Below are 23,560 nucleotides of genomic sequence, written 5' to 3'. Positions count from 1 at the left end.
CTCGCCGAGTTTTTCGTGAAGCGCGGCGACGGGGCGCGGGCGGTCAGCGAACTGACCGCGGTCATCGCGGCCCGCCCGACGCACACCGCCCTGCGTTTCGGGCTCGCCCAGGTGCACCAACAGCTCGGCGAGGCCGATCAGGCGGAAAGCGTCTACCGCGCCCTGATCGCCGACCACGAAAACCAGCCGGACGGCTTCAAGGCCATGACGCAGCTGGCGGAGCTTTTGGCGAAGCGCGGGCGGAGCGACGAGGCGCGGGACCTGGTGAAACAGGTGCTGGCGGAAAACCCCAAAGACCATCCGGCGCTATCGCTTGAAGGCCGGCTGGCGCTGGCGCGGCGGGAGGCCCAGGACGCCATCGCCGCGTTCCGGGCCTTGTTGAAAGATCAGCCGGAGTCGACCGAGGTGCTGACCCGGCTGGCCCAGGCCTATCTCCTGGACGGCAAGCCCGCCCTGGCCCAGGAACAACTGGACAAGGCGGTGGCCGTGAACCCCGCGGACTACCGGCTGAGGAAACTGCTGGTCGAATTCCTGGTCGGGCAAAAAAACCCCAGCCTGGCCCTCGACAAGCTCAACGAATTCCTCAAGCAACAGCCGAAGCACCTCGACGGGCTCAACCTCAAGGCGGACCTGCTGGTGGCGAGCCAGCAGACGGACGCCCTGGAGCCGCTCCTCAAGGAGATCAAGGACCGCTTCCCCGATAAAGCCGTCGGGCCGTTCCGCCTGGGCCAACTCTACCAAAGCCGGAAACAGCCCGAGGCGGCGCTGGCGGAATACGAAACGGCGCTTTCCCGCGCCCAAAACGACTACGAGCCCTTGAAGGCCATCGTCGGGCTCCACCTCGCCGCGCAGCAGCCGGAGAAGGCGCTGGCGCGGATCCGGAAAGCCCTGAAGGACGATCCGAAGCACCCGACCGCCCACCAGTTACTGGGGCTCTACCATCTGGCGCGGAACCAGGAGACGGAGGCCATCCAAGCCTTTGAGCGGGCGATCGAGATCCATCCCCAATGGCGGCTGCCGTACCACAACCTTGCCGCGGTCCATGAGCAGAAAAAGGACCTGAAGGGCGCGGCGGCGGCCTACCGGCGGGCGCTGGCGGCGGCGCCCGAGGACCGCGCGGCGCGGATGGGACTGGCCAGGGTCCTGGAGCGCAGCAAGGACTGGGCGGGGGCCATGGCGGAATATGAGGCGGTCCTGGCCCGCAACCCGAATGACGCGCTGGCGCGCAACAACCTGGCCGCCCTGCTCAGCCTGGATGCGGCCGACCGCGACAAACTCCAGCGGGCGCTGGCGTTGGCCCAGCGGTTCGAGACGGCGACCGAGCCCGCGTTCCTCGACACGCTCGGCTGGATTTACCGGCAGTTGGGCGAGTTGACGACGGCGCGGCCGCTGTTGGAAAAGGCCGTGGCGCAGGCGCCCGAGGTACCCATTTTCCAGTATCACCTCGGCATGGTGTACCTCCAGGCGGGCGATAAGGCCCTGGCCAAGGAGCGCCTGGAAAAGGCCGTTAGGACCGAAGGCGACTATATCGGTCGCGAGGACGCCCAACGCGCGTTGAGCCAGTTTTCCGGCGATTCGTCCACCTAAGCGGATGCGCGGGCCGGGAAGACTTTCAGGGAACGATCCGTACGTTGCTCAGGCCGGCGAAGCCGTCCGCTTGGGCAAGCGCTCCGGACCATGAGCCTCGGACTGCGCGGGGGCGTCGCTCTCGGGCGCAATTGCGAAGAGATCCCATTTGAATTTCGTGGCAAAGGAGCGATTGTCTTGTTCGCTCCAGCGAACGATGTGGCCGCAGCTGTTCGGGGCGCGCGGCGTGCCTGGTGCCGTGCGGTCGGGATCGTCGGTCATCGCGAGATAGACCTCGCAGGATAGAGGATGGACGGAAAGCCATTGCGGACGGTCCATCGCGGTCGCTCCGACTACATCTGCCGCCAGACGAGTATTCACTAGAACATCGGCCTGGTTCTTGAATACCGCAGATCGAGCTGCGGCAGCGGTTCGAAAGGAAGAATCGCCCAAGTCCAGAGCCAGCCAGTCGCCGGTCCCATCCTCGTTGAACCGTGCCGCGTACAAGGTTCCCTCGTCCAGCATGTCGCCGTTGGCGGTTCGCCGGTGGAACCGAGCCTTGGTGACGAATTTGTAGATGTACTCGTCCGGGTCGTCATCGCTCATGTACCAGACCAGCGGATGACCTTCCTTCACCGGTGCCAGCCAGGCGCCGGTATGGGCGAGCCGTCCCATGGCGGTACGTTTCTTGGGCGTGCTTTCAGGATCGAAGGGGTCGATCTCCAAAATCCAGCCCTGACAGTTTGGTTCGTTGCGATAATCTTCCGCGGCGTCGGCGCCTCTTGCCGAAGCATCGAAGCGGGCGTGCTCGCCGGTGCCGCTGTCGTCCTCGCTCCACTCACGGCGGACGCCGCCGGTATTGATGCCATAACGCGCATGTTCTCGCGGACGACCGGTTCGGTTGATAAAGTATATGGCCCAGTTTCTTTCGCAGACCAGATAGGTTCGCCAAGGCGTGAAACTATAGGCGCAATTGACGAAGACTCCGCGGGTTTTGGTTCCGTCCGGGCTGTACTCGGTTTTCAGCAAGCCGGAACCTCGCGCCGGCCCCGCAATGTCCACCGGCGTGCTGTCGGTGATCCGTCGATTGTATTTGCCGGGTATTACGCTCCATTCACCTGCGCCGTCTTTTTTGATTTCCATGATAGTCACGCCATAAGCGGCGACTTTTTTCGATATCGGGTCGACCGGACGCTTTCCGCCGATAATCGTGCAGGGATGCAGCAGCCGCTGGCTAAGATATCGGCGGTTAGCGCAAAGAAGGCCATGAGAGGTCAAGGTGGCGCGGGCCATCGGAAAAAGATACATCCCGTAATGCTCGGAGCCGATTTGCAGCTCCGGTTCGTCGCCGGGAGCGGGTTTGGCGTTGATTGCGTAATGGCTGCCTGCTAGCGGTGGACTCCAGAGAATGAGCTGCTTTTCAGCGTGTTCGGCCGATGCTGTGGCGGTAGCGGTTCGCATTACCGGTGTCGCATTGAATACCGACGGATTGATGCGAAGGGACGGCTGTTCTCCGGGTTTTGACGCTGGGATTGCCAAGAGCGCGTTGAATGTGCCTGATTGCTCCAAAAGGCCGGACGAGAGGGCACGCGCCGTGCCACCTCTTAAAACCACGCTCTGAATCGGGCGCTTTGCCGAAATCGATCGGAAGGTGGGATTACCGGATCGGTAATTTGATGGCTTACCGCCGGCGCTTTCCCGCTGAATGTGAGATTGTCGGTCGCTCATCATTACACTGCTCGTAGCTTTAGCCCAACCAGATGCTTGAGAGCGTGACGATAGGCGAGCACTGTTACATATCGTTGACGATTAATTTACGGTGTCATTACTAAATGATGACAAGCCGTTGGATTGGTAGAGTCCATGGAGAGAAATGGGACGCGCAATAGCGCACCCGGCAAGGTGACAAATCGGCAGGGCGAGGCGCAACGCGACGAGCGGGCAGGCCAGGGACGGGCTGCCCCGGACTCGCGAGCGAAGCGGGACAGCGTAGCGTGGCGAGGTCGATTTACTCGCCTCTTCCTTGAGGCTCGTCCTCCGGGTCGTGCTTCGCACGTTCCGGTTTGCTCCCGGCAAATTGGTGCACGGCTTGGCCGCCCATAGGGGCGAACCACAGAGATGTGGTGAGTGAGAAACAGGGATGTTTTTCATCCGCATTTCGAGCCCTTGAGCAAAGCCGGTATGGCGACGCGCGGCAGTTTGAAGACAGCTTCCAGATCAACAGCTACGATTTTTTTGGTTTGAGTATTTAACGAATGGCTTTTGAATTCGGTTTGATTTTATTGTTGATTTTCTTGAATGGCATATTCGCGATGTCGGAAATGGCCATTGTGTCCGCCCGCAGGGTGCGCTTGCAGCAGCTGGCGGAGGGCGGGAGCGGCGGGGCGTCCAAGGCACTGGAACTGGCCGAGCAACCGACCCGGTTCCTGTCGACCATCCAGGTCGGCATCACCTCCATCGGCATTCTGAGCGGCGCCTTGGGCGAGGACGCCATTGCCGAGCCGCTGTTACCCTACCTTGAGCAAATTCCACAGCTCGCGCCTTATGCGGAGGAACTGGCGCTGGCGGTCACCGTGGTCGTCATCACCTATCTCTCCCTGATCGTCGGAGAACTGGTGCCGAAACGCCTCGCCCTCAATTTCCCCGAGCGCATCGCCGCGTGGATCGCCAGGCCCATGCACGGGCTGTCCCTGGTGTTGCTGCCGGCCGTGAAACTGCTCAGCCTCTCCACGGAACTGGTGTTGTGGCTGCTGCGGATCAAACCGAAAAAGGAGCCCACGGTCACCGAGGAAGAAATCAAGATCTTGCTGGAGCAGGGTACCGAGGAAGGGGTTTTCGAAGAAGCGGAGCAACAATTCATGGAAAACATCCTCCGCCTGGGTGACCGCAAGGTGGGTGCCATCATGACCCCGCGCAAGGACATCGTCTGTCTCGATCTCCAGAAGCCCTTCGAGGAAAACCGCAGGCGCATCCTGGAACACACTCACTGGGTTTTGCCCTTGTGCAACGACGGCCTAGACGATGTCGTCGGCTTCGTGAAAACCAAGGACCTGTTGGATCGTGTGCTTCAGGGGGATCGGCCGGACTTGCGCGCCATCGCGGTCAACGAGCTGTTCGTGCCGGATTCCCTGACACTCATGGAATTGCTGGAAGAGTTCAGGAAATCCCATCTCCACACGGCGCTGGTGGTGGATGAATACGGCGAAATCGATGGACTGGTGGCCCTTGGCGATGTTTTAGAGGCTATCGTCGGCGATTTGCCCGCCGGGGGGCGGGCGGACAGACCGGACATCGTCCGCCGGGACGACGGTTCCTGGCTGATCGACGGCATGGTGGACATCGACCGTCTGAAGGAACTGTTCGATCTGGACGAATTGCCGGAGGAACGCGACGGACGCTTCAACACCGTAGGCGGTTTCGTCATGCTGCGACTTGGCCGGGTGCCCAAGGCCACCGACTGTTTCGAATTCGAGGACTTGCGGCTCGAAGTCGTCGACATGGACGGCAACCGGGTGGACAAGATACTGGTCTCGCAACTGCATGAACCCAGATCCCTATCCGCACATCAACCCTGAGCGTGTGTTCGTAAAGTGCTGCGCGGCCGCCAGACTTTGGCATACTCACTCGGCCCTCGTCCAGAACGCCGACAAAAACAGCCCATGCACTTCACCATCAAGGTCTTGATATCCGCCCTCCTGATCGCGGCCATTTCCGAGACGGCGAAACGGAGTAGTCTAGTTGCCGCCCTCATTGCTTCCCTGCCCGTCACGTCGATCCTGGCCCTCATCTGGCTCTATGTCGACACCGGGGATACCGAGCTGATAACCGAGCTTTCGCGGCAAATCGTCTGGCTGGTGATACCTTCACTGGCCTTCTTCTGGATCTTGCCTCTGCTGCTGGAATGCGCGCTGAATTTCTGGCTCGCACTGGGTCTTGCGGCGATAACGACCAGCGTGTGTTATGGCTTGGCGTTATTGCTGCGGAGCCTTTTTCAATAGGCGTGGTTTATGAGCTGAAAGGCCAGGCCGCGATTTTTGTCCATATTGGCGAGACTTGGCGAGACGATCGAGCTCAATCCTTCGCCGAACGGTTCATCCTAACTTACGATACAGCGTACTCGGCCCAGTACCCTTGCCGGAACGTTCTTACGTTGCTCATTGCTTGACGGCAATTTACCCCGAGCGCATCCTTTAGGAAGTCTGGCTGCGATTCACGCCTTTCGGCACGATACGGATGACGATTCATGGAGAGGTGCGAACGTGCGATACAAACGAATGCTCGTCTTTCTGGCTATGGTCGTTCTAACCGGATGCGCGGTCAGTCCGAAACAGCATCCGGAAGCCCTGCCCGCCTACCGGTTCTCCGAGAAGCTTTTCGAGCAGGGTCCGTATGGACGAAACGCCATCGTGTGTATGCCGGCCACCGTCGTAGGTCACCTTGTCGGCATCGGGGCAGCCGTTGCCGTTCTTCCGCTTTATCTGGTGGGCGGCCCCATCGATTATTTCATCACCCCGAAACCTCGTTCGGAACACCCCCCGCCGATAGCATCAGCGCTCAGCAATGCCTCCTGGTTCTTCGGCACTTTCGCTGGATTGATCGCAGGGACCCCTTTCTTGCCTCTTTCGTATCTCGCCGACCAGAATCAGTGTAAACGGATCATCCTGTATTGAAGGTTTAGGGTTTCGTCTTCCACTGCGACGAAGGCGCAAGTTCCTCATGCCCGCCGCCCCGGTGAAATCTTCTTTCAGCCGGTGGTTGTTGAGTTGTTTCAAGCCCGAAGACACACTGGACTTTTCGCGCTTGAAACCAAAAAGATGGGCTATCGAACGGCGGGTACTCTAACCGTAATTTCGAGACCTGGAAAATCACGCTCTATCGTCGTTTGGGATAACTTGTCCCGCATCGCGGCAACGAGGTTCGCACGGCCATCGAAGCCCGTGGAGCCATTCTCAAGGCGCTGCCGCCCCATAGTCCGGATCTCAATCCTATCGAGCAGGCCTTTTCAAAACTGGGAAAATACCAGGGCTGCGTTGAGTTTCTTGGATAAGTCACGAAATAATCACGTTGACGGTCGTGAAAGACCATCAAGGTTTAGCTAAGTGATTGATTTAATTGGCGCCCCGGATACGATTCGAACGTACGACCTTCCCCTTAGGAGGGGGACGCTCTATCCTACTGAGCTACCGGGGCGGAGCGGATTGATTTTGCCGTAAAGGCTTTTAGATCAGGCGGATAGCTTGAAAAAAGCGGCTATAGTGTACCTCTAAGACCCGCCCGAAGGCCAGTAAATTCATATTTTGCCGCGTGATTTCGACTGTATCCTCCCGCAAAGGCGAGGGGAAATCTCTTGGAGCGTCCGGTCAATCGCTGGGATCGTCGCAGGCTTCCCGCAAGGCGTCCAACGCCGTAACCAGGGCAGTGAACGGAATCAGGGAGACTTCCGTAGATTCGTTAAGTTCCCGTCCGAATCGGCGCAGTTTCGCCAGGCGTTGTTGGAGACGCGGTCCGGCGAAAAATGCGGCCGGATCGCGTAATCCGGCGCGCAGCATGGCGAGGCTGAAGCGGACCGAGCCGGACTTCAGCCGTTCCAGTAATGCAGTTTGTACCCGGCGTTCCCAGCGGTTGCGGGGTTTTACGTCCCCGAGCCGGGGAATCAGCCGTCTTAAGTCCAAATAGTCGGCGACCGCATCGTTCAGTTCGGCTACCTTTGAAAGCGGCTCGCCCGTGCGGGCGGTCAAGTCGACCAAGGCCGGAAAGTTGTGCAGCCGTTCCATGAGCGCCATGAGACGGGCTTCTTCTACGGTGAAGCCCAAAGCTTCCGAATCCGAGATACGCTGCTCGTAATCCGGGAGCTCGCTCGTTGCGAGACTTTCCGCCAGATAAGCTAGATGCTGTGCCAGGTCCGTGCGCCACAGGGCTACCGATTCGGGACTCGGATGCAGCGCTTTGCCTTTTTGCAGCGCCCACAGGCAGAACGAGTTCAGAAGGCTTTCCAAACGCAGCAAAAGCTCGAGCTGCCGAGCGGCTGCGATTCGATCGTCCAGAGCGCAGATCTTGTAGCGCAACGTACGTCCGTCGAGTACACGGTCGAACAGGAGATAAGCCCTGACGGCTTGATTGAGGAGAGAGGGCTCGAGTTCGTCGACCCAAACCAGAAAGCCCGCGCCGGCCTGGTTGATAAGCGTGTTGCAGATCACCGTGGCGGTGATTTCCATGGCGAGCGAATGTTCGTCGAGCGCTTCGGCGAAACGCTCCCGTACTGCGGCCGGAAAATAGCCGGCCAGGCAATCCCCGGCCCAGGATGCCGACAGAAACTCGGGGTTATCGAAGAAAGCCCGCTTCAAGGCTAGTTTGGCGTAAGCCATCAATACCGCGAGTTCCGGTCGGGTCAAGGCTTGTTGGGAGCGTGCCGCGATGTCCTTGCGGGACGGAAACGACTCCACCGCCGGGTCGAGCAGTCCAGCGTTGATCAGCCGCGCGGCGGCTTCGAGGAACGGTTCCGCATCCTGTAGACAGCGTTGGTGGTCCAGCGAGAGACAGAGACTTTGCCAATAATTATTGGCCAGGACCGAACGGCAAACATCGTCCTTGACTTCCGCCAGCCATCGGTCGCGTTCCTCGCGGTCGACGATCAATCCTTTGTGTTGCAGCAGAGTCATGAGGATCTTGAGATTGACCTCGTGATCGGACAGATCTACTCCGCCCGAGTTATTGACCGCGTCGGTATCGATGCGTCCTCCGCTCCGAGCGTATTCGACACGGGCGAGTTGGGTGAATCCGAGGTTGGCCCCTTCGCCGACGACTTTCGCCTTGACCTGATTGGCGTCGACGCGGGTGCTGTCGTTGACTTTGTCGCCGACGTCCTCGTTGGTCTCCGTGCTCGCTTTGACGTAGGTTCCGATGCCGCCGAGCCAGAGCAGATCGACCGGAGCAGTCAGCATTAGCCGGATCAGTTCTTCGCCGTCGACCGTGGCGTGGTGTACCCCGAGCCACTCGCGGACGTCCGGAGAAAGCGGAATGTCCTTCGCATCGCGCCGGAACACGCCGCCGCCGGGCGAAATCAAGCCGCGGTCGTAATTGTCCCAGCTGGAGTAGGGAAGATCGAACAGGCGCTTTCGCTCTCGATAGGACTGCGCCGGGTCGGGACTCGGATCGAGGAAGATATGGTTGGCGCTGAAGGCGGCGCGCAGGCAAATCCTGTCGGACAGCAGCATGCCGTTGCCGAACACGTCGCCGTCCATGCTGCCGATGCCGATCACCGTAAACGGTTGGGTGTCGATATCCTGGCCCAATTCGCGGAAGTGCCGCTTAACACACTCCCAGGCGCCGCGGGCGGTAATGCCGAGCTTCTTGTGGTGATAACCATGCGAGCCGCCGCTGGCGAAGGCGTCTCCAAGCCAGAATCCGTACTCCGAGGCGATCATATTGGCACGATCCGACAGCCGCGCCGTCCCCTTGTCCGCGGCGACCACGAGATAGGGATCGGCATCGTCGTGGGGCACGACGTCGGAGGGGCCCGACACGACGGTGCCTTGTAGATTGTCGGTCAAGTCCAAGAGCCCGCGAATCAGTGTGGAATACGCTTCCTGGACCAGCCGCTCGCGATCGGCCGGATCCCGCGCCGTCTGCTTGACGATGAATCCGCCCTTGGCCCCGTGCGGAACGATCAAGGAATTCTTGATCATCTGAGTTTGCATCAGATCGAGAATCTCGCTGCGGAAGTCGTCCGGCCGATCCGACCATCGGATGCCGCCGCGAGCCACCTTGGCCCCGCGCAGGTGAATGCCTTCCATCAGCGCCGAATGGACGTAGATTTCGAACAACGGCCTCGGCGCCGGCATGTTGATGATCCCGAGGCTGCTGATTTTGAAGGCGACGAAATGGTCCGGCTGATCCATCCTCCGGTAGAAGTTGGTCCGCAGCGTGGCGTCGATGAGGTTGAACAGATCGCGGAGGATGCGGTCCTCGTTCGAATCTTCCACCTCATTCAGCGACGAGCCCAGTTCCATGCGGATCGGCAACATGGCTTCGTCCTCGCGCCGGGCGAGATCGATCCAGCGCCTGTCGGGCTTGAAGCGGCTCTCGAAATAGTGAAAAAGCAGCAGGGCCGTTTTGGGATTGTTGAGCAGTGCCTGATGAAAGCGGAAACGGCCGAAACGGCTGCCGAGCTGAAAATAGTAGTTTCGGTAAGCGCGGAAGACGTCGATTTCCTTCCACGAAAGCCCCGTCAGCAGCAGCAAACCGTTGAGGGCATCGTTGTCCGCCCGTGCCGTCAGCAGTGCCATGAAGGCCTCCAGCAACGGCTCTTTGACGGGTATCAGGGAATCGAAACCGTCCGCGGCGGGCTTGACCGAGAAGCTGCGGATATAGATGCGCTGTGATCCGATCTCGCCCCTGAACTGAACCTGATCGACCACCCGTAAGTTCAGGTCCTGGAGGATCGGAATGATCTCGTCCAGGCTCCGCTCGCGCAGCCCGTAAAGCTGAAGGCGATGGAACGGATCGCCGAGTTGCCGGTCGGGTTCCCACAGGTCGACGGCTTCCCGGCCGGTTCGGATGACTTGTTCTACCTTGAATGCGTCACGAGTCGCCAACTGTGGAGGAACGAGCGCGCGGTATTCGGCGGAGAAAGCCTGCTCATAAGGAAACGAGGGGGCGGTTTGGTGGAATTCCCGAGCGGCCTGGTCGAGAAAAATTCTGAAGCTGCGTTCCCAGGGCATAGTCTTTTTCTCCTGCCGAATCGGAATGCCGGTTGTATTCTCGGCTGGGATGGTTAGAGTTTCGCCGCATCCGAGTTCGGCCGATTGATGAGGTCTAGGCCAGCCTCTTGTACATTTCCAACACGTTGCCGTTGTCCGCCTTACGGTAGCTGACCCAATCCATAAATGTACGCATAAAGAAAATGCCCCGGCCGCGTTCGTTCAAGGCATCGAGATTAGGAGGCGGTACGGCATTCAAATCGAAACCCTGACCATGGTCGTATACATAAATCCGGAGATCCTTGTCTCTTATGCGCATGCACACCCTAACGGTCTTGTTCGCGTCGCCCGGTGCCGCATGCTGAATGGCGTTGACCATCGCTTCGGTCAAAACCAGGTTGAGATGATAGGCAAGCGCATCGCGGTCGCCGGTGTAGACATCCAAAGTCTTGGCCACCTGTTCGGCGATATTGCCGATTAAACTCAAATACCGAGTTTCGTTCGGGACCACAATTTCGACGTTGATAATGTCGGTTTCGCCGCCCATCGAAATCTCCTGGCTAGTTGCTGCTCGGTACCTCCCCAAGGCTGGGATAGATATCGAACACCCGGTGCAAGCGGGTAAGCTCGAACATGGATTGTACACGCGGCTGTAGTCCCGCCAGTACGAAGCTGCCGGAACGCAAGGAAGCGTTCTTGTAACCGGACAGCAAAGCGCCCAAGCCTGAGCTGTCGATGAAACGGACGCCCGACAAATCGATAACCAAGCGCGTGTGACCGTCTTCCAAAAGCTTGAGGATGTAATCCTTCAGTTCGCCGGAGTTGTGCGCATCGAGGCGCTCTTCCTTTAGGCTGAGGATGGTCCTGCCGTTACGATTTTCAGTCGAGATATTCATCGTTTGGCTCCAGCATCCGCAATTGTTTCTATAGGACAAGTTGCACGGAGAATAATAACGTGGAATTCATCGGCAAAGACATAGGCGCAAAGTTCTTGTAGGTAAGTTTTCGCGCCGAATACCGGCGCGGCAATCGGGTCGTGTTTCAGCGCCTTGTAATCCGGGGACTTGTGACGATTGCGAGTCGTATCGAGAGCAGATCTTGCAGCAGCTTACCGTTCACATGTTCTTATCGGGCCGGAACTACCGGCGTGAAACGATTGGTTTAATTACTTAGACGGCGGCAATGAGTTAAAAATTCACGGAGCCACGTTTCTTTGAAGTCCTCCAGATTCCAGCTCCGCCGGACGAGCAGCCGGTAATGCGCGGGCGGAACGATATAAACTTCCGCATCGGCTTGAATCCCCGTGCGGGTGACCACGGTCAGGGTTTCGCGCCGATAAAAGTCGTCCTCGAACGCGTCCAGATCTTTAAGCGCGCGTGCCGAGACATCTTCGTAGAGTACACCGTCGGTAAAGCTGCCCGTCTCTTTGCGAAGTCCTGGATAGACCCGGTTGCGAATACGATAGCGGGCAAAACCATGTAACCGGGCCGGTTGCGATGGGAAAACACTGCCGGTGACGGCTCGCATTACCTCCGGAACCTGGAGCGTGCCATAGGCGAAAATCTTGAACATGACGGCAGTACGTTGAGCAAAGAACGGAAGCTTAACCGGCCGCCGGCCCTGATCCAAGGGACTGCGCCCTTGGCCCAATGTCGTTGGAAAAGGAGTCAGGATTTTCTTGTTCGTCTTTGTCTTCGTCCTTCCGGCTCAGTAGGCTTGGTCAATTCCCACTGTGGAGACCGGAATCGCTTAAACAGAAACAGATGACAAAAGCCAGATTTTTACACTGCCCCTTACACGTCCTCACGACCTCCTGTAGCCGTTCCATCCTATTTACTCCTCCCTTCTCAGACTCTTATGAAACCCGACAACTTATCGGCTTGTAACACTCAATCAAGGTTACGCTTGTATCAATACAGGCACATGACTAACATTTTCCACCTCGAAGGTGCAATGGTTTGTGCCGCTTAGAGTGTTATTTCCAGTTGAGCATTACTATAGGAACAACTCATGAACATGAAACCTGAGCTAACGGAACGGCAGCAGAGAGAGCTCGACTATCATCGAGAACATGCGAAGAAACACGGAGCGATTCTTGCCGAGCCGTTTTCGTGGGATGTGCTTCTGAACCCCGGTCGTCGATGGTGGAACGCCTACTGGCAGATGTACGCCTACCTTGTGAGTTGCGATCTCAAGGGCAAGGATGTACTGGTTGTAGGATGCGGCTTCGGAGACGACGCTCTACGGCTCGCCAAACTCGGTGCAAAAGTAAGTGCTTTCGACTTGAGTCCGGACGTGCTCCAGATCGCGAGGACCCTCGCCGCTCGCGAGGGCTTGGAGATCGCCTTCGACGAAATGCCCGCTGAACGAATGAGGTACAAGGACGCCAGTTTTGACTATGTGATTTGCAGAGATATCCTCCACCACGTCAACATCCCCGAAACCATGAGCGAAATTGTTCGCGTGGCAAAGCCAGGGGCTCAGTTCATTGTGAACGAGATTTATTCACATTCTATAACCGAGAAGGTCCGCCGCTCCTCTCTTGTTGAGTCGTTCTTGTATCCGCGCATGCGACGATTGATTTATGGTCCCGAGAAGCCCTATATCACGGAAGATGAACGGAAACTCAATGAAAGCGACCTTGCCGAGATCACCAAGCCTCTGCAGGCGCGGCGTTTTGAGAAGCACTTCAACTTTCTGGTTACGAGAATTATCCCCGATCAATCTGAATTGTTTGCAAAGATCGATCGCATTCTGCTCATTCTATTTAAGCCGATGGCGCCATTTCTGGCCGGCCGGATACTTTTCAGCGCTCAAATCGTAAAGTAGTGCCCCGCCCCCTGCTTGCTGCAATGCCCGACTCGTCGTTCCAGCCGACCGCCTTCGGCGGCCGTTGGTCTCCAACGGGAAAAGGGGCAGTCCATGTGGGCTGGAAGAGTGAAGCAAATCCCGGCAAATCAGGTTTCACTCCCATTGGCCGTTGCGAATCGATGCCCAATCTATTAACCCGGCCTATAAATATAGGCCGGGTTAATCCGGGGCAGGGATGCCCCGGCGCGGCGACAAGCCGCGTGAGCCCAGGCCGGGCGTGTACCGGGCCTGGGCGGCGGCCCGAAATACCAGGAGGGTATTTACGGGCCTGATTAATAGCAACCGGGAGAGCAAACATAGGCCTTCACAAATGCTTCCCTGATCAATTACCGGGGAGCTAACCCCGACCGGCCTCATCTCCCTCGCTTCGCTCTGCCCAAGGGGAGAGGGGTTTTTGCGACACCTTGCGGGAGAAGGCTTTTTCAGAGATTCCTCAAGGCTTGACCGCGGCGACCCAGGCGTCGATGTGTTCGGTCGTGATCGCGCCGCTGACCGGCAGACGGTTATGGCCCGCATCGTAGAAATAACTGCGGGGCAGCTCGCCGTACCAGGACGAGTCGATCTCGTAGCGCAGCCGCTGCGCATTGGAATCGCTGAAAATCCACGATTCGACCTGCTTCAGCTTGTGTTTCGCCAGCATATCACTCACTTCGCCGGCAAATTCGGCTTCGTCGGTGGAGACCATCACCAGATCCAGCTTCGGATGCTTTTTCATCGAGGCTGCCAGGGCGTCCAAATCTTTCATGCAACTGGCGCAGTCCAGGGACCAGAACATGAGAATGAAAGGTTTTCCCTGGCGGGTTTTCAAGATATCGCTGAGACTGCCGGCCCTGAATGGCTGCGTTTGATTTTCGGCGAATGACGGAGCTGAAAATAGCGTCAGGAACAGGCAAAGCAGAGCGAATAATTTTTTCATATGGGTATTCATAAGAATCGGAAGGGATAAAAGCGGATCGATTAATCGATGCGGATCAGGCGGTAACCCTTGTCTTGGCTATTCCACGATAGAAAAATCGCTTGGCCGTCGGTCAAGAGGAACGGAAAATCGACTTCGGCGTCCGATTCCACCGTTGCGACTGCCTCGGACCATGTTTTTCCGCCATCCCTGGACTGTTTGACCATCGCCCGATTCTTCCGGCCGTCGAACTCGTTCCAGGCGAGAATCACCCGATCGCCCGCGGCCAAGACGTCCGGATGTCCCGGCAATCGGTCGGGATCGCCCAAGGCCATGGGCTCTGAAAAGCTGCGGCCCCGATCGTCGGAATAAGCGTAAAACAGGCCCTGGCGTTTCGTTCCCTGGGTAAACCATGCGACGTGGTAGCGGCCGTCCCGGCCTATGGAAAGTGCCGGTCCATGAACCGGGCACGCTTCGATTTTCCAGCTGTCATTCGTGGCTCGTGTCGCCGCCCACTCGGCACGGCCGTCCTCGGGCTTTAGAAGGCCATGATCGCGGATGTTGCCGGGATAAATGAACCGGGTGATCAAAACCGGCCGCCCATCGGTATCGAAATCGACGGCGAGGCGGCAGCAACTGCAAACGTCGTCCACGATTTTTTGATTGGATTGAAGGGGCTTTCCGTTGGCGCCCAGAATGGTGTGAAAGATGTCGTTGCCCCGTGCTTCGTCGACGCCCTCGCGCTCGTCGTGCCAAAACGCGTGCAAATCGCCGCGGGGATCAACCGCCAGTACGGCCTGAAACGAGTTGGCTGTTCTAGCCATGTCGCTCAAGGGCTCCGGCGCGGTGAAATGCCGCCCCTGATCTTCGGAAATGCTCAAATAGGTGGTCCAAGGCTGCAAGCCGAAGGCCGGGTAAGCGACGTAGATTCGGCCGGCGGGATCGACGGCGATCTGCGGGCGGTATTCGCTTTGCGTCCTGATCGGCACGCGCTCCGGGTTGATTGCTACCGGGGGACTGAAGGTTTTGCCGTAATCGCTGGAAAAATCGACGTAGACGCGGTCGGTGGTGGGTACGACGCGCCACAGCCGTCGGTCGGGGCCGAAAGCCGCCGAGACCGGAAGCTTTATGTCCATGCCGCGATAATGTTCAAATCCGCCCGAAATCGGCTTTGTTCGCGAACCTATGGGCGCGCAACCGGACAAGACCGCCACGGACAAAGCCCAGAAACACAGCGAGGCCAGATGATTGCGGACGCCGGAGAAAGACCTCGTCCGAATCGCGCTTCGTTTGAGTCCGATCGACAACACGCTTGAAATCAAACCCCCGGTTCGCAAATTAGCCGCCCCATCTGCACATAACCCTGGTTCGACCGGCGATGCGGTAACCCGGTTCCGCCGGGTAACCGTTCAACTCGGTCGCGATGAGGGACATCGTACGAAAAGCCATGTTTAAGGTTTCGCTGCCCGCAACAACACCAGCCGGTGAAACATTAAGGAAGCTCTGAACAAGTGGATTCCGGTCATGCCCTTTGGCAGGCTCATCACGAACGGAATCAATACGTTACCGTTCGTCCTGAGCCTGTCGAAGGACTTAATCAGAGATTCCTTAAAGAACTTGGCCGCCGTTATCGAAGTCCTTTGGCTGCAAAGGCCGATGGTCAAAGTTACGGCATGCATTTCTTGCTTCTTGCTCCGCGAGTAAAGAAAAACTCTTTGCTTCGGTAAATGTTGAAGTGTGTGTTTTCGCAGATCGCCAAGGCTTTTGTAAAAGGCCGGTCAAATGGGTGGAGCATCACGCAGAAATCGAGCCAAGCATGCCGAACCCGTTGCGCGGCGCAAGGTTGCTTGGCGCTCGGTTCCGAAGCCATCCGTAAAACTGCGGCAAATCACGCAGTCAGGTGTGTTAAATGACGCACACATATTTTCTTGATGTCTCTGACGAGAGAGCGTGGGCTACATCTCGGTAGGGCTATCCGAGCAGGGCGCCCAATTCTTCCGGATCGACCGGCTTTACCAGGTGATGATCGAACCCCGCGGCTTTGGTGAGAGCTCGGTCTTCTTGCTGGCCATAACCGGTGATGGCGATGATCAGCGCTTCGCGCGTCTCCGGACGTTCACGCAGTCTGCGGGCTACTTCGTAGCCGTCCATGCCCGGGAGGCCGATGTCCAACAGCACGGCCTGGGGCCTAAATTCGGATGCCAAATCGAGAGCGGCCGGCCCATCGAGAGCGGTTCGGACGTCATGGCCTTCGAGTTCCAGTAATAAAGCCAAACTTTCGACGGCATCCGTGTTGTCATCGACCACGAGAATACGCTTGGATTTGGTGTCTTGGTCGGTCATACATCAGTTCCTTTTTGTCACAGTTCGGAAATGCCGGGTAACACAATACGATCTAACCGGGGGCTTTCATAGGTCGAGCGACGCGTCTACACAAATAAGACGTGAATAGCCGGAGCAATGCGGAGCCGAACAAAGGGGAATCTTTATCGGGCCGGCAAGTCTTATGAAGAGCGGGAATTTCCCCGGCAAGGCGGCCAAGATACCGTGCTTCTGGAAATCAGTCCGTCGACCATGGGAAGTTCATACAAGAAGAAACAACAAGAAGAGAACGGATATGTTTTTGCCATTTTATTTCCCCAGTAAGGAAGCGCTCAAGCTCGTCATCGTAGGCGGCGGCTATTCAGGGCTGTCGGCGCTGATTACGATCCGTGAATACCGTCCCGACGCCGAGATCGTCTTGATCGATCGCCGGCCTTATCACCTTAAGATTACCCATCTGCACGAAAGTTTTCGCCGTCCTCTGACGGACTTCAAAGTGTCTTTCGCGGCCTTGGAGAAGCGGTTCAATTTTCGCCATGTCATGGCGGATCTGAGATTCGACGATACGGCGTTGAAACAGTGGCAAAGCGACCGGGTCATACCGGTCGGGCAGGAGGAGATCGGGTTCGACTATCTTCTGATCGCCACCGGAGCGGGTTTCAAGAAGCTCGAGAAACCTAGCCGAGTGATCGATCTCGACGATTTCATCGAAAAGCCGGGGCCGGAGGTCCTGCAAGAGAACTTGGCGGCTGCGAACTCTTCCGCTCCGTGGATTACCGCGGTCGGAGGCGGTGCGACCGGCATCCAGTATCTGTTCGAGATCGCCAATTTCGTGCGGGAGCACCGCATTCCCTGTCGGCTTCGTCTGGTGGACTCCGAGCACAGGGTGCTGACGCAGTTCAATGCGAGATTGGGGCAGTATGCGGAGGCTCGAATGGCGGACCTCGGAATCGAGCATGTGACAGGTCGTTTTTTCCGCGCTCAGGAGGCGGATCGTGTCGTGCTCGAGGAGGTTGAGACGGGCGAGCTGTCCGAACTCGATTCCCAGCTGAGTCTGCTTTTCGTCGGCAAGAGCGCCAACATCCGTTTGCACGCCAATTTTTTCGGCCAAGTCGTTGTGGACGGAGACATTTTGGACCGGGTTTTCACCGCCGGCGACTGCTCGTACTATCGCTCATTGGGATCGAACGCCATGACGGCTCAGTCCGCCGTGCGCAAAGGCAAGTTGGCCGCTCGAAACATTCTCAGGCATTCGGGGCTCGTCAAATTGCTGGAGCCGTATCTGCATCGCGATCTGGGCTATCTGGTCAGCCTGGGGCCTCAGGATTCCGTGGGATGGGTGGCGTTGGAACGCAATGTGGTCGGGGGATTTCCCGCAGCGGTCGTGAAAGAAATCGTCGAAGCGCAATACGATCTATTGCTTGCGGGCATCGATACCTATGTGTTGTGACCGGCTGGAGGAAAGGTGGCAAGGCGTATATTTGCGGCGCTGTTGTCAAAGCGTGAGCAGGTGAACTGAATTCATATGGGATATCGGTGCGTCCAATAATGACGCCGGAAAATTCAGGAGGCGCAAATGATGTTTGGCTCAAGTCAGCCCGTAAAAGCCAAGGCGACCACGGTCATCAACAAACCCGTAGAGGAAGTTTTTCATTTTATAAGCGACGAGTTCTTCGAAAATTACCCGAAGTGGTCACCCGAAGTCGTCGAATTGAAACCCTTGTCGGAAGGGCCAATGCGTCTTGGCACTCTGGCGCGGCAGGTTCGAGTCGATCATGGGCACCGGACCGAATCCACGTTCAGGGTGACTGATTATCAACCGAACAAGCGGCTTTGCTTCAGCGGAGTGTCCAGCCCTTTCCGCTGTGTCTATGATTTCGAGCAAAAGAGTACGCAGTCGCCATCCACGCAGGTCGCGTTTACCTTTGAGTTATCGGAGCTCGAGCTGTTCATGCGTCCGTTCGAGAAATTGATTCGAGTCGCCGTGCAGGATGGTGCCGAGCAGACGGTGAAAAATCTAAAAGGCCTCATCGAGGGCCATTCGTGAGTCAAAAGGAATTTGGCGAGGTTTTTCGATCAACAATAAGCGGAAGCGAGAGATTGAAGTGAAGAATTAGGAGGAACCGATTATGGCCTTCATTGTGGAAAAAGATCCGGGACTGATCCCGCAGGTGCTGGCTAAGATTCTTGATTCGTGCGTCAATGGCGTAACGCTGGCCGACCCGGATTTGGACGATATGCCCGTCGTTTATGTCAATAAAGCCTTCGAAGAGATAACGGGATATGACCAGGGAGAGATAGTGGGGAAAAACTGCCGGTTTTTACAGGGAAACGATAGAGATCAGGACGCTCGTACCCAGATCCGCGAAGCGCTGGCGAACGCTCAGCCGGTTGAAGTGACGCTCCGCAATTATCGAAAGAACGGCGAGCTCTTTTATAATCATCTCGCACTCACGCCGCTCTTCGATCGAGACGGGAAGGTGATTTATTATCTCGGGATTCAGTACGATGTGACCAACCAGGTACGGGCCGAGGAAGAGATCAAGCGCCTGAGCGAAAACTTGGAGAATGTCTCTAGGCTGACGAAATAAAAAAGCCGGCGTCTTTGCCGTGTGAAAGACGCATGAGCGATAAGACGGTATCGTCGAGAGGTGTCCCGGCGCTGTTCGCGTTCGGCCGCAAATGTGCGTGTCGCTAGGCCGACGCCGTAAATGCAGATTATGAGCAAGTTAAGGTTTTGATATGGCGGTTATTTGCACGAGCGTTTGCGTCAACTATACGCCCAAAGAAATGTACGATTTGGTGAACGACGTTCAATCCTATCCCAGCTACCTTCCTTTGTGCAGCAATGTAAAGCTGCATTCAAAAACACCGAATGCCCTCAGGGCTACCATCACGCTGTCGAAAGGCAAGATCAAGTTTTCCTTCACGACGGAAAATTCGATGGAGGACAGCAGGCATATCCGGATGAATCTGGTCGAAGGGCCGTTCAAGCACTTGCGCGGGCATTGGCGTTTCGAGCCGAGTGCGACCGGCGGTTGCGAGGCGACTTTCCGCCTAGATTTCGAGTTTGCCAACGCCTTGCTGGGAATGGCCTTCGGCGGCTTTTTCAAGGAAGTGACCGAGTCCTTTGTCGAAGCTTTCTGCCGCCAGGCGGCCAAGAAATATGGCGAGCGGGAGACTCATCCGCCCGAGGCTCTTCATGGCCATGGAAAGCTCACATAAGAGACAACGGCACCTCGCCGCATGCGCGGTGCAACCCGGTCCTTGAACCTTAACTGCGCGGTCCGGCTGAAAGTCGGCGATCCGGAACCTCGAAGCGGTAAGTTTCGCCGTGACTCAGATATCTCACCCGATCATCGAGACCGGCGGCGGTTACGGCCTTCTTGAAGTCTTCGAGCGGTGATTTGAAAACCCGGTAATCGTTGTAGTGGATAGGAATCGCCTCGCGAGGGTTAACGATTCTTATCGCTTCAATGCCCTCCTTAGCGTCCATCGTGACCAGGATGCTCATAATCCGGGTGCCGCCGAGATGAAACAGTCCCAGATCGATGTCCGGATGGCGAATGGAATTCTTGGCGGTGTCGACATGAGAACGGAACTCGATGAGTGCTAATAATGAAAAGACCTCAACGGGGCTCTTCTTATTTTAAAAAATGCTTGAATATATCGAGTCGAAACTATAATATGACCTCACTGCCGTCGTGTCCCCCTCAAGGCAGTAGCTAGATTCACTACCTCAACGAACTAGCGAAGGAAGACTTATAGGGTCGGCCCGAGCCTCCTCAGCCGACCTTTTTTTTTGTGGTTGCAAATCGATTCGCGAAATCCTCTGGTCGAAGGTGCTGATTCGTGGAGGGCAATCAGGCATGATGGGTCGCTTCTCAGTGAAGCTGAATAATTTGCTTTTCTGGATAAAGGCCAAGATGGATGAACGGATGGTCCTGCTCATGGCCGGCTCTATCGTCATAATGCTCTATGGCGACGTCGTTCTGGGTTGGATCGGATCGTTATTGCATTACGCGATCGAGGTATTGGAACTGGGCCTTGAGCACCTGATCGAAGCGACATTTCATGTATCTCAACGCACAGCACAGATCCTGACGGCCTGGACCGGGCTTTTCCTATTCCTGCTGCTCGGCTGGTTCATTTTTCGTAAGACTGTAAGCCTGTTTCGCGAATGGATTGCGCTAAGGTCGGACCGCTTGAATCTACATCAAACCCGAATATCGAACCGGCAAAGACTGGCCATCTGTGCCAGCCTGCTGATCGCCGTCATTCTTGCGATCTACTTTCAGTTCTGATCGAAAGGCGCACGGCGGACCGAGCAAAAATCGACCGTTCGCGGACCGGTTAAACCTGATCCGCCTACGTCCTTAATTTCCTACCAAGTCCAGAAACGCCGCTTCGTCCAATACCTCGACACCGAGTTCCTGGGCCTTAGCCAGTTTCGAGCCGGGATCGGCTCCGGCTATCACGTAGCTGGTGTTCTTGGACACGCTACCGGTGACCTTGCCGCCTAGAGCCTGAAGCCTGGCTTTTGCTTCCCCTCGACTCATGGAGGACAGCGTGCCGGTGATGACGAAGGTTCGGCCCTGGAGCGGTTGCTCGGTTTTTACCTCCGCGACTTCTTCCCAATGCACCCCGGCATCGAGCAGAGCTCGGACCACCCCGACATTGTGCGCTTGCCGGAAGAAGGTATGGATATGATGGGCCACGGAAGGGCCTATGTCGGGAACATTCTGCAGTTCTTCCTCGTCCGCGGCCACGATGTTGTCGAGGGTGCGAAAGTGAGCCGCCAAGGTGTGCGCCGTGACTTCGCCGACTTCCCGAATGCCCAGCGCAAAAAGGAAGCGGGACAGGGTAGTATGCTTGCTCCGTTCCAGCGCATTGATCAGGTTCTCCGCCGATTTTCGCCCCATGCGCTCCAGTGCCGCCAGCTGTTCCGCGGTCAGTCGGTAGAGATCGGCGACCGTCTCGATCAGCTTGTTTTCGAGAATCTGATCGACCAGCTTGTCGCCCAGGCCGTCGATGTCCATGGCGCGGCGCGAGGCGAAATGCTTGATGGATTCCTTGTGCTGCGCGGGGCAAAAGAGGCCGCCGCTGCAACGGGCGATGGCTTCGCCGGGCTCCAATTCCACCTCCGCGCCGCACACGGGGCAGTGGCTAGGCATTTGGAAGACCGGGGCGTCGGCCGGGCGGAGTTCCGGCAGGCTTTTCACCACTTCCGGGATTACGTCGCCGGCGCGCCGGACGACGACGGTATCGCCGGCCCGAATATCCCGCCTGTGCACTTCATCCGCATTGTGCAGCGTCGCATTGGTTACGGTGACGCCGCCGACGAAAACGGGTTCGAGCCGCGCCACCGGGGTCAGGGCGCCGGTGCGTCCCACTTGAACCTCAATGGCGATGACTTTGGTGGTGGCTTCTTCCGCGGGGAATTTATGGGCGATGGCCCAACGCGGCGCGCGAGCGACGAAACCTAATGCGCTCCGGTCCGCCAGACGGTCCACTTTGTAAACCACGCCGTCGATTTCGTAGGGGAGATCGTGCCGCCGGGCCAAGAGGTCCCGATAGTAAGCAAGACAGCCGGCTATGCCTTGGACCACGTGTAGTTCCGGACTGACGGGAATGCCCCAGGACTTGAACCGGTCCATCAACTCTTTCTGGGTATCCGGCAGCTGGTCGCTCGGAAAGATGCCATAGCCGTAAGAAAAGAAGCAGAGGCGGCGTGAGGCGGTAATCTTTGGGTCGAGTTGGCGGAGGCTTCCGGCGGCGGCATTCCGCGGGTTGACGAAGACCTTGTCGCCGTTTTGCCGCGCCCGCTCGTTCAAGGCGAGAAAACCCTTTTTCGGCATGAACACTTCGCCCCGCACTTCGAAGCGTTCCGGCCAGCCGCTGTCCCTGAGCCGCAGCGGAATGTCGCGGATCGTGCGGACATTGTGAGTGATGTCTTCGCCGGTCTGACCGTCGCCGCGCGTGGCCCCGCAAACCAGGACGCCCTTGTCGTAGATGAGGCTGACCGCGAGGCCGTCGAGCTTGGGTTCCACCAAGTAGCCGATGTCGTTGCGTCCGAGCCGCTGGCTCACGCGGCGATGGAAATCCTCGGCGTCCTCGTCGCTGAAGGCATTGTCCAGCGACAGCATGGGGATTTCGTGGCGTACCGCGGCAAATGCTGCGACCGGCGGAGCGCCGACCCGCTGTGTCGGGGAATCGGGGGTGGCAAGTTCCGGATACTGGTGCTCGATCGCCAAGAGCTCCTGCATCAGGCGGTCGTACTCGGCGTCGGAAATCAGCGGCGAATCGAGCTGATAGTAGCGCAGATTGTGGAATTCGATTTCTTTGCGCAATTCGTCCGCGCGACGTTTAATCTCTTCCGGCGCGTTCACGGCTACTCGTAAGCTTCTTCCAGGCGGTTGCGCATCTGGGCGATTTTTTCCCCGGTCAGCGGACGGCGGGCGTCGTCCCACTCGATCCCGTCCAATCGAACGGCCAGCTCATGGCAAGTGTTGACCAAATCGTCGAACACGCCCAAGGGATCGTCGACCGTGGCGGGTTGAAAGAACAGGACCACGCCGGGGCACTCGAACGACGCCATGTCGTCGACGGGGAAGGTGCCGGGTTTCACGAGGCTGGCCACGCTGAACAGAGGTTTGCGGAATTCGCGGTCATAACGGTGAAAGATGCCCATCTCGCCATGGACCAGGTCGAGGTCCAACAGAGCATTCTTGAGTTCGTCACCCGCAAAAACGAACTCGTCTCCCGCCACCACGCTGAGTTGTATCAGAAACGGGGCGCCCAAAGCGGCGGTTCTGTCCGCTTCTCTCTGCGTTGTTCGCGGCGGTTCCTGCGGCGCCTCGATCACGTCTTCCGCCTCGTCTTCGAAATCGAATTCATTATCGGAAAAATGCCGCTCGTTTCGATTCAGGACGCGAACGCTTTCGAATTCTTCCTCATCGTAATCAGGCGACTCCTTATCGATCGAAGGGTCGAAATCCAGTTCGTCGAACTCGCCGCGCCGTTGTAGAAAATCCAGGACTTTTTGCTTGTGGCGTCCCCAGACATAGATGCCGGCGATGACGATGACGCCGATCACCAGCAGGACCAAACGTACGGTATCTCTATCCATCTCCTTTCCTCAAAGGCACTTGACAGCCTGCAAACAAGGAAGCCGCCAATGGCGGCCAAGTTATCTCGTGCGGAAAAC

General features: G+C 57.5%; 21 protein-coding genes, 1 tRNA gene and 1 pseudogene. 11 read left to right on the top strand and 12 right to left on the bottom strand.

What is annotated here, in order from left to right:
* Positions 1–1,587 (top strand): tetratricopeptide repeat protein (locus JOD69_RS13580; RefSeq protein WP_210023993.1); only part of this gene is annotated, 1,587 nt, incomplete at its 5' end.
* A gap of 48 nt (positions 1,588–1,635) precedes the next feature.
* Here JOD69_RS13580 and JOD69_RS13575 read toward each other — a convergent pair.
* Positions 1,636–3,297, bottom strand: a complete 1,662-nt coding sequence (locus JOD69_RS13575; RefSeq protein WP_086135084.1) for an alkaline phosphatase PhoX — start codon at positions 3,295–3,297, stop codon at positions 1,636–1,638.
* 524 nt (positions 3,298–3,821) lie between these two features.
* On the opposite strand from JOD69_RS13575, the gene JOD69_RS13570 reads away from it, so the two are divergent.
* The 4 genes and pseudogenes from JOD69_RS13570 to JOD69_RS13555 all read left to right on the top strand — a co-directional run.
* Positions 3,822–5,141, top strand: a complete 1,320-nt coding sequence (locus JOD69_RS13570) for a hemolysin family protein (RefSeq protein WP_086135085.1) — start codon at positions 3,822–3,824, stop codon at positions 5,139–5,141.
* 84 nt (positions 5,142–5,225) lie between these two features.
* Positions 5,226–5,564: a DUF3147 family protein gene (locus tag JOD69_RS13565; RefSeq protein WP_077731960.1), complete on the top strand. Its 339-nt coding sequence runs from the start codon at positions 5,226–5,228 to the stop codon at positions 5,562–5,564.
* 261 nt (positions 5,565–5,825) lie between these two features.
* Positions 5,826–6,236: a hypothetical protein gene (locus JOD69_RS13560; RefSeq protein WP_139841138.1), complete on the top strand. Its 411-nt coding sequence runs from the start codon at positions 5,826–5,828 to the stop codon at positions 6,234–6,236.
* A gap of 204 nt (positions 6,237–6,440) precedes the next feature.
* A pseudogene (locus tag JOD69_RS13555) lies at positions 6,441–6,577 on the top strand (transposase); the annotation flags it as partial.
* A gap of 102 nt (positions 6,578–6,679) precedes the next feature.
* Here the strand turns inward: JOD69_RS13555 and JOD69_RS13550 are convergent.
* From JOD69_RS13550 to JOD69_RS13530, 5 genes are all read right to left on the bottom strand, one after another.
* A tRNA-Arg gene (locus tag JOD69_RS13550) sits at positions 6,680–6,756 on the bottom strand.
* A 170-nt stretch (positions 6,757–6,926) separates the two neighbouring features.
* The gene (locus JOD69_RS13545) at positions 6,927–10,286 is read right to left on the bottom strand and encodes an NAD-glutamate dehydrogenase domain-containing protein (RefSeq protein ID WP_086135086.1); all 3,360 of its coding nucleotides are present in this window, start codon (positions 10,284–10,286) and stop codon (positions 6,927–6,929) included.
* A 94-nt stretch (positions 10,287–10,380) separates the two neighbouring features.
* Complete coding sequence (locus JOD69_RS13540; RefSeq protein ID WP_086135087.1) at positions 10,381–10,812, bottom strand: ATP-binding protein; 432 nt, start codon at positions 10,810–10,812, stop codon at positions 10,381–10,383.
* A 13-nt stretch (positions 10,813–10,825) separates the two neighbouring features.
* The gene (locus JOD69_RS13535; RefSeq protein ID WP_077731446.1) at positions 10,826–11,161 is read right to left on the bottom strand and encodes an STAS domain-containing protein; all 336 of its coding nucleotides are present in this window, start codon (positions 11,159–11,161) and stop codon (positions 10,826–10,828) included.
* 265 nt (positions 11,162–11,426) lie between these two features.
* Positions 11,427–11,837 carry a gamma-glutamylcyclotransferase family protein gene (locus JOD69_RS13530; protein WP_086135099.1) on the bottom strand — a complete coding sequence of 137 codons (411 nt, stop codon included), beginning with the start codon at positions 11,835–11,837 and terminating at the stop codon, positions 11,427–11,429.
* 438 nt (positions 11,838–12,275) lie between these two features.
* Here JOD69_RS13530 and JOD69_RS13525 point away from each other — a divergent pair, with 438 nt between their 5' ends.
* Positions 12,276–13,094, top strand: a complete 819-nt coding sequence (locus JOD69_RS13525; RefSeq protein ID WP_077731448.1) for a class I SAM-dependent methyltransferase — start codon at positions 12,276–12,278, stop codon at positions 13,092–13,094.
* A gap of 475 nt (positions 13,095–13,569) precedes the next feature.
* On the opposite strand, the gene JOD69_RS13520 is transcribed toward JOD69_RS13525, so the two are convergent.
* The 3 genes from JOD69_RS13520 to JOD69_RS13510 form a co-directional block, all read right to left on the bottom strand.
* On the bottom strand, positions 13,570–14,052 hold the full coding sequence (locus tag JOD69_RS13520) for a redoxin domain-containing protein (RefSeq protein ID WP_168175475.1): 483 nt from the start codon (positions 14,050–14,052) through the stop codon (positions 13,570–13,572).
* 41 nt (positions 14,053–14,093) lie between these two features.
* Complete coding sequence (locus JOD69_RS13515) at positions 14,094–15,167, bottom strand: sialidase family protein (protein WP_139841139.1); 1,074 nt, start codon at positions 15,165–15,167, stop codon at positions 14,094–14,096.
* A gap of 835 nt (positions 15,168–16,002) precedes the next feature.
* A complete protein-coding gene (locus tag JOD69_RS13510) occupies positions 16,003–16,374 on the bottom strand; it encodes a response regulator (RefSeq protein ID WP_077731451.1) in 372 nt (123 codons plus the stop codon).
* 274 nt (positions 16,375–16,648) lie between these two features.
* Between JOD69_RS13510 and JOD69_RS13505 the strand changes: the two genes are divergently transcribed.
* From JOD69_RS13505 to JOD69_RS13490, 4 genes are all read left to right on the top strand, one after another.
* Positions 16,649–17,803: an FAD-dependent oxidoreductase gene (locus tag JOD69_RS13505; protein ID WP_086135090.1), complete on the top strand. Its 1,155-nt coding sequence runs from the start codon at positions 16,649–16,651 to the stop codon at positions 17,801–17,803.
* 126 nt (positions 17,804–17,929) lie between these two features.
* On the top strand, positions 17,930–18,400 hold the full coding sequence (locus tag JOD69_RS13500) for an SRPBCC family protein (protein ID WP_205780824.1): 471 nt from the start codon (positions 17,930–17,932) through the stop codon (positions 18,398–18,400).
* Positions 18,401–18,482: 82 nt separating this feature from the next.
* A complete protein-coding gene (locus JOD69_RS13495) occupies positions 18,483–18,944 on the top strand; it encodes a PAS domain-containing protein (protein ID WP_077731453.1) in 462 nt (153 codons plus the stop codon).
* A 151-nt stretch (positions 18,945–19,095) separates the two neighbouring features.
* On the top strand, positions 19,096–19,578 hold the full coding sequence (locus JOD69_RS13490) for a type II toxin-antitoxin system RatA family toxin (RefSeq protein WP_077731454.1): 483 nt from the start codon (positions 19,096–19,098) through the stop codon (positions 19,576–19,578).
* Between the two features lie 49 nt (positions 19,579–19,627).
* Here the strand turns inward: JOD69_RS13490 and JOD69_RS13485 are convergent, their stop codons facing one another.
* Complete coding sequence (locus JOD69_RS13485) at positions 19,628–19,867, bottom strand: hypothetical protein (protein WP_205780825.1); 240 nt, start codon at positions 19,865–19,867, stop codon at positions 19,628–19,630.
* A 328-nt stretch (positions 19,868–20,195) separates the two neighbouring features.
* On the opposite strand from JOD69_RS13485, the gene JOD69_RS13480 reads away from it, so the two are divergent.
* A complete protein-coding gene (locus JOD69_RS13480; RefSeq protein WP_210023992.1) occupies positions 20,196–20,657 on the top strand; it encodes a hypothetical protein in 462 nt (153 codons plus the stop codon).
* Between the two features lie 72 nt (positions 20,658–20,729).
* Here JOD69_RS13480 and ligA read toward each other — a convergent pair whose 3' ends face one another.
* Positions 20,730–22,742: an NAD-dependent DNA ligase LigA gene (gene ligA / locus JOD69_RS13475; RefSeq protein WP_086135091.1), complete on the bottom strand. Its 2,013-nt coding sequence runs from the start codon at positions 22,740–22,742 to the stop codon at positions 20,730–20,732.
* 2 nt (positions 22,743–22,744) lie between these two features.
* Positions 22,745–23,482 carry a cell division protein ZipA C-terminal FtsZ-binding domain-containing protein gene (locus JOD69_RS13470; protein ID WP_077731457.1) on the bottom strand — a complete coding sequence of 246 codons (738 nt, stop codon included), beginning with the start codon at positions 23,480–23,482 and terminating at the stop codon, positions 22,745–22,747.
* Between the last annotated feature and the right edge of the window lie 78 nt (positions 23,483–23,560).

The sequence above is a fragment of the Methylocaldum sp. RMAD-M genome (assembly GCF_017832375.1).
GTDB lineage: Bacteria > Pseudomonadota > Gammaproteobacteria > Methylococcales > Methylococcaceae > Methylocaldum.
This window is presented reverse-complemented; position numbering and strand designations above follow the sequence as displayed.

Bases quoted from the DNA above. Each gene is read 5' to 3' on its own strand.
- JOD69_RS13575 (WP_086135084.1), bottom strand. From the start codon at position 3,297: ATGATGAGCGACCGACAATCTCACATTCAGCGGGAAAGCGCCGGCGGT.
- JOD69_RS13570 (WP_086135085.1), top strand. From the start codon at position 3,822: ATGGCTTTTGAATTCGGTTTGATTTTATTGTTGATTTTCTTGAATGGC.
- JOD69_RS13565 (WP_077731960.1), top strand. From the start codon at position 5,226: ATGCACTTCACCATCAAGGTCTTGATATCCGCCCTCCTGATCGCGGCC.
- JOD69_RS13545 (WP_086135086.1), bottom strand. From the start codon at position 10,286: ATGCCCTGGGAACGCAGCTTCAGAATTTTTCTCGACCAGGCCGCTCGG.
- JOD69_RS13540 (WP_086135087.1), bottom strand. From the start codon at position 10,812: ATGGGCGGCGAAACCGACATTATCAACGTCGAAATTGTGGTCCCGAAC.
- JOD69_RS13535 (WP_077731446.1), bottom strand. From the start codon at position 11,161: ATGAATATCTCGACTGAAAATCGTAACGGCAGGACCATCCTCAGCCTA.
- JOD69_RS13530 (WP_086135099.1), bottom strand. From the start codon at position 11,837: ATGTTCAAGATTTTCGCCTATGGCACGCTCCAGGTTCCGGAGGTAATG.
- JOD69_RS13525 (WP_077731448.1), top strand. From the start codon at position 12,276: ATGAACATGAAACCTGAGCTAACGGAACGGCAGCAGAGAGAGCTCGAC.
- JOD69_RS13520 (WP_168175475.1), bottom strand. From the start codon at position 14,052: ATGAAAAAATTATTCGCTCTGCTTTGCCTGTTCCTGACGCTATTTTCA.
- JOD69_RS13515 (WP_139841139.1), bottom strand. From the start codon at position 15,167: ATGGACATAAAGCTTCCGGTCTCGGCGGCTTTCGGCCCCGACCGACGG.
- JOD69_RS13510 (WP_077731451.1), bottom strand. From the start codon at position 16,374: ATGACCGACCAAGACACCAAATCCAAGCGTATTCTCGTGGTCGATGAC.
- JOD69_RS13505 (WP_086135090.1), top strand. From the start codon at position 16,649: ATGTTTTTGCCATTTTATTTCCCCAGTAAGGAAGCGCTCAAGCTCGTC.
- JOD69_RS13500 (WP_205780824.1), top strand. From the start codon at position 17,930: ATGATGTTTGGCTCAAGTCAGCCCGTAAAAGCCAAGGCGACCACGGTC.
- JOD69_RS13495 (WP_077731453.1), top strand. From the start codon at position 18,483: ATGGCCTTCATTGTGGAAAAAGATCCGGGACTGATCCCGCAGGTGCTG.
- JOD69_RS13490 (WP_077731454.1), top strand. From the start codon at position 19,096: ATGGCGGTTATTTGCACGAGCGTTTGCGTCAACTATACGCCCAAAGAA.
- JOD69_RS13485 (WP_205780825.1), bottom strand. From the start codon at position 19,867: ATGAGCATCCTGGTCACGATGGACGCTAAGGAGGGCATTGAAGCGATA.
- JOD69_RS13470 (WP_077731457.1), bottom strand. From the start codon at position 23,482: ATGGATAGAGATACCGTACGTTTGGTCCTGCTGGTGATCGGCGTCATC.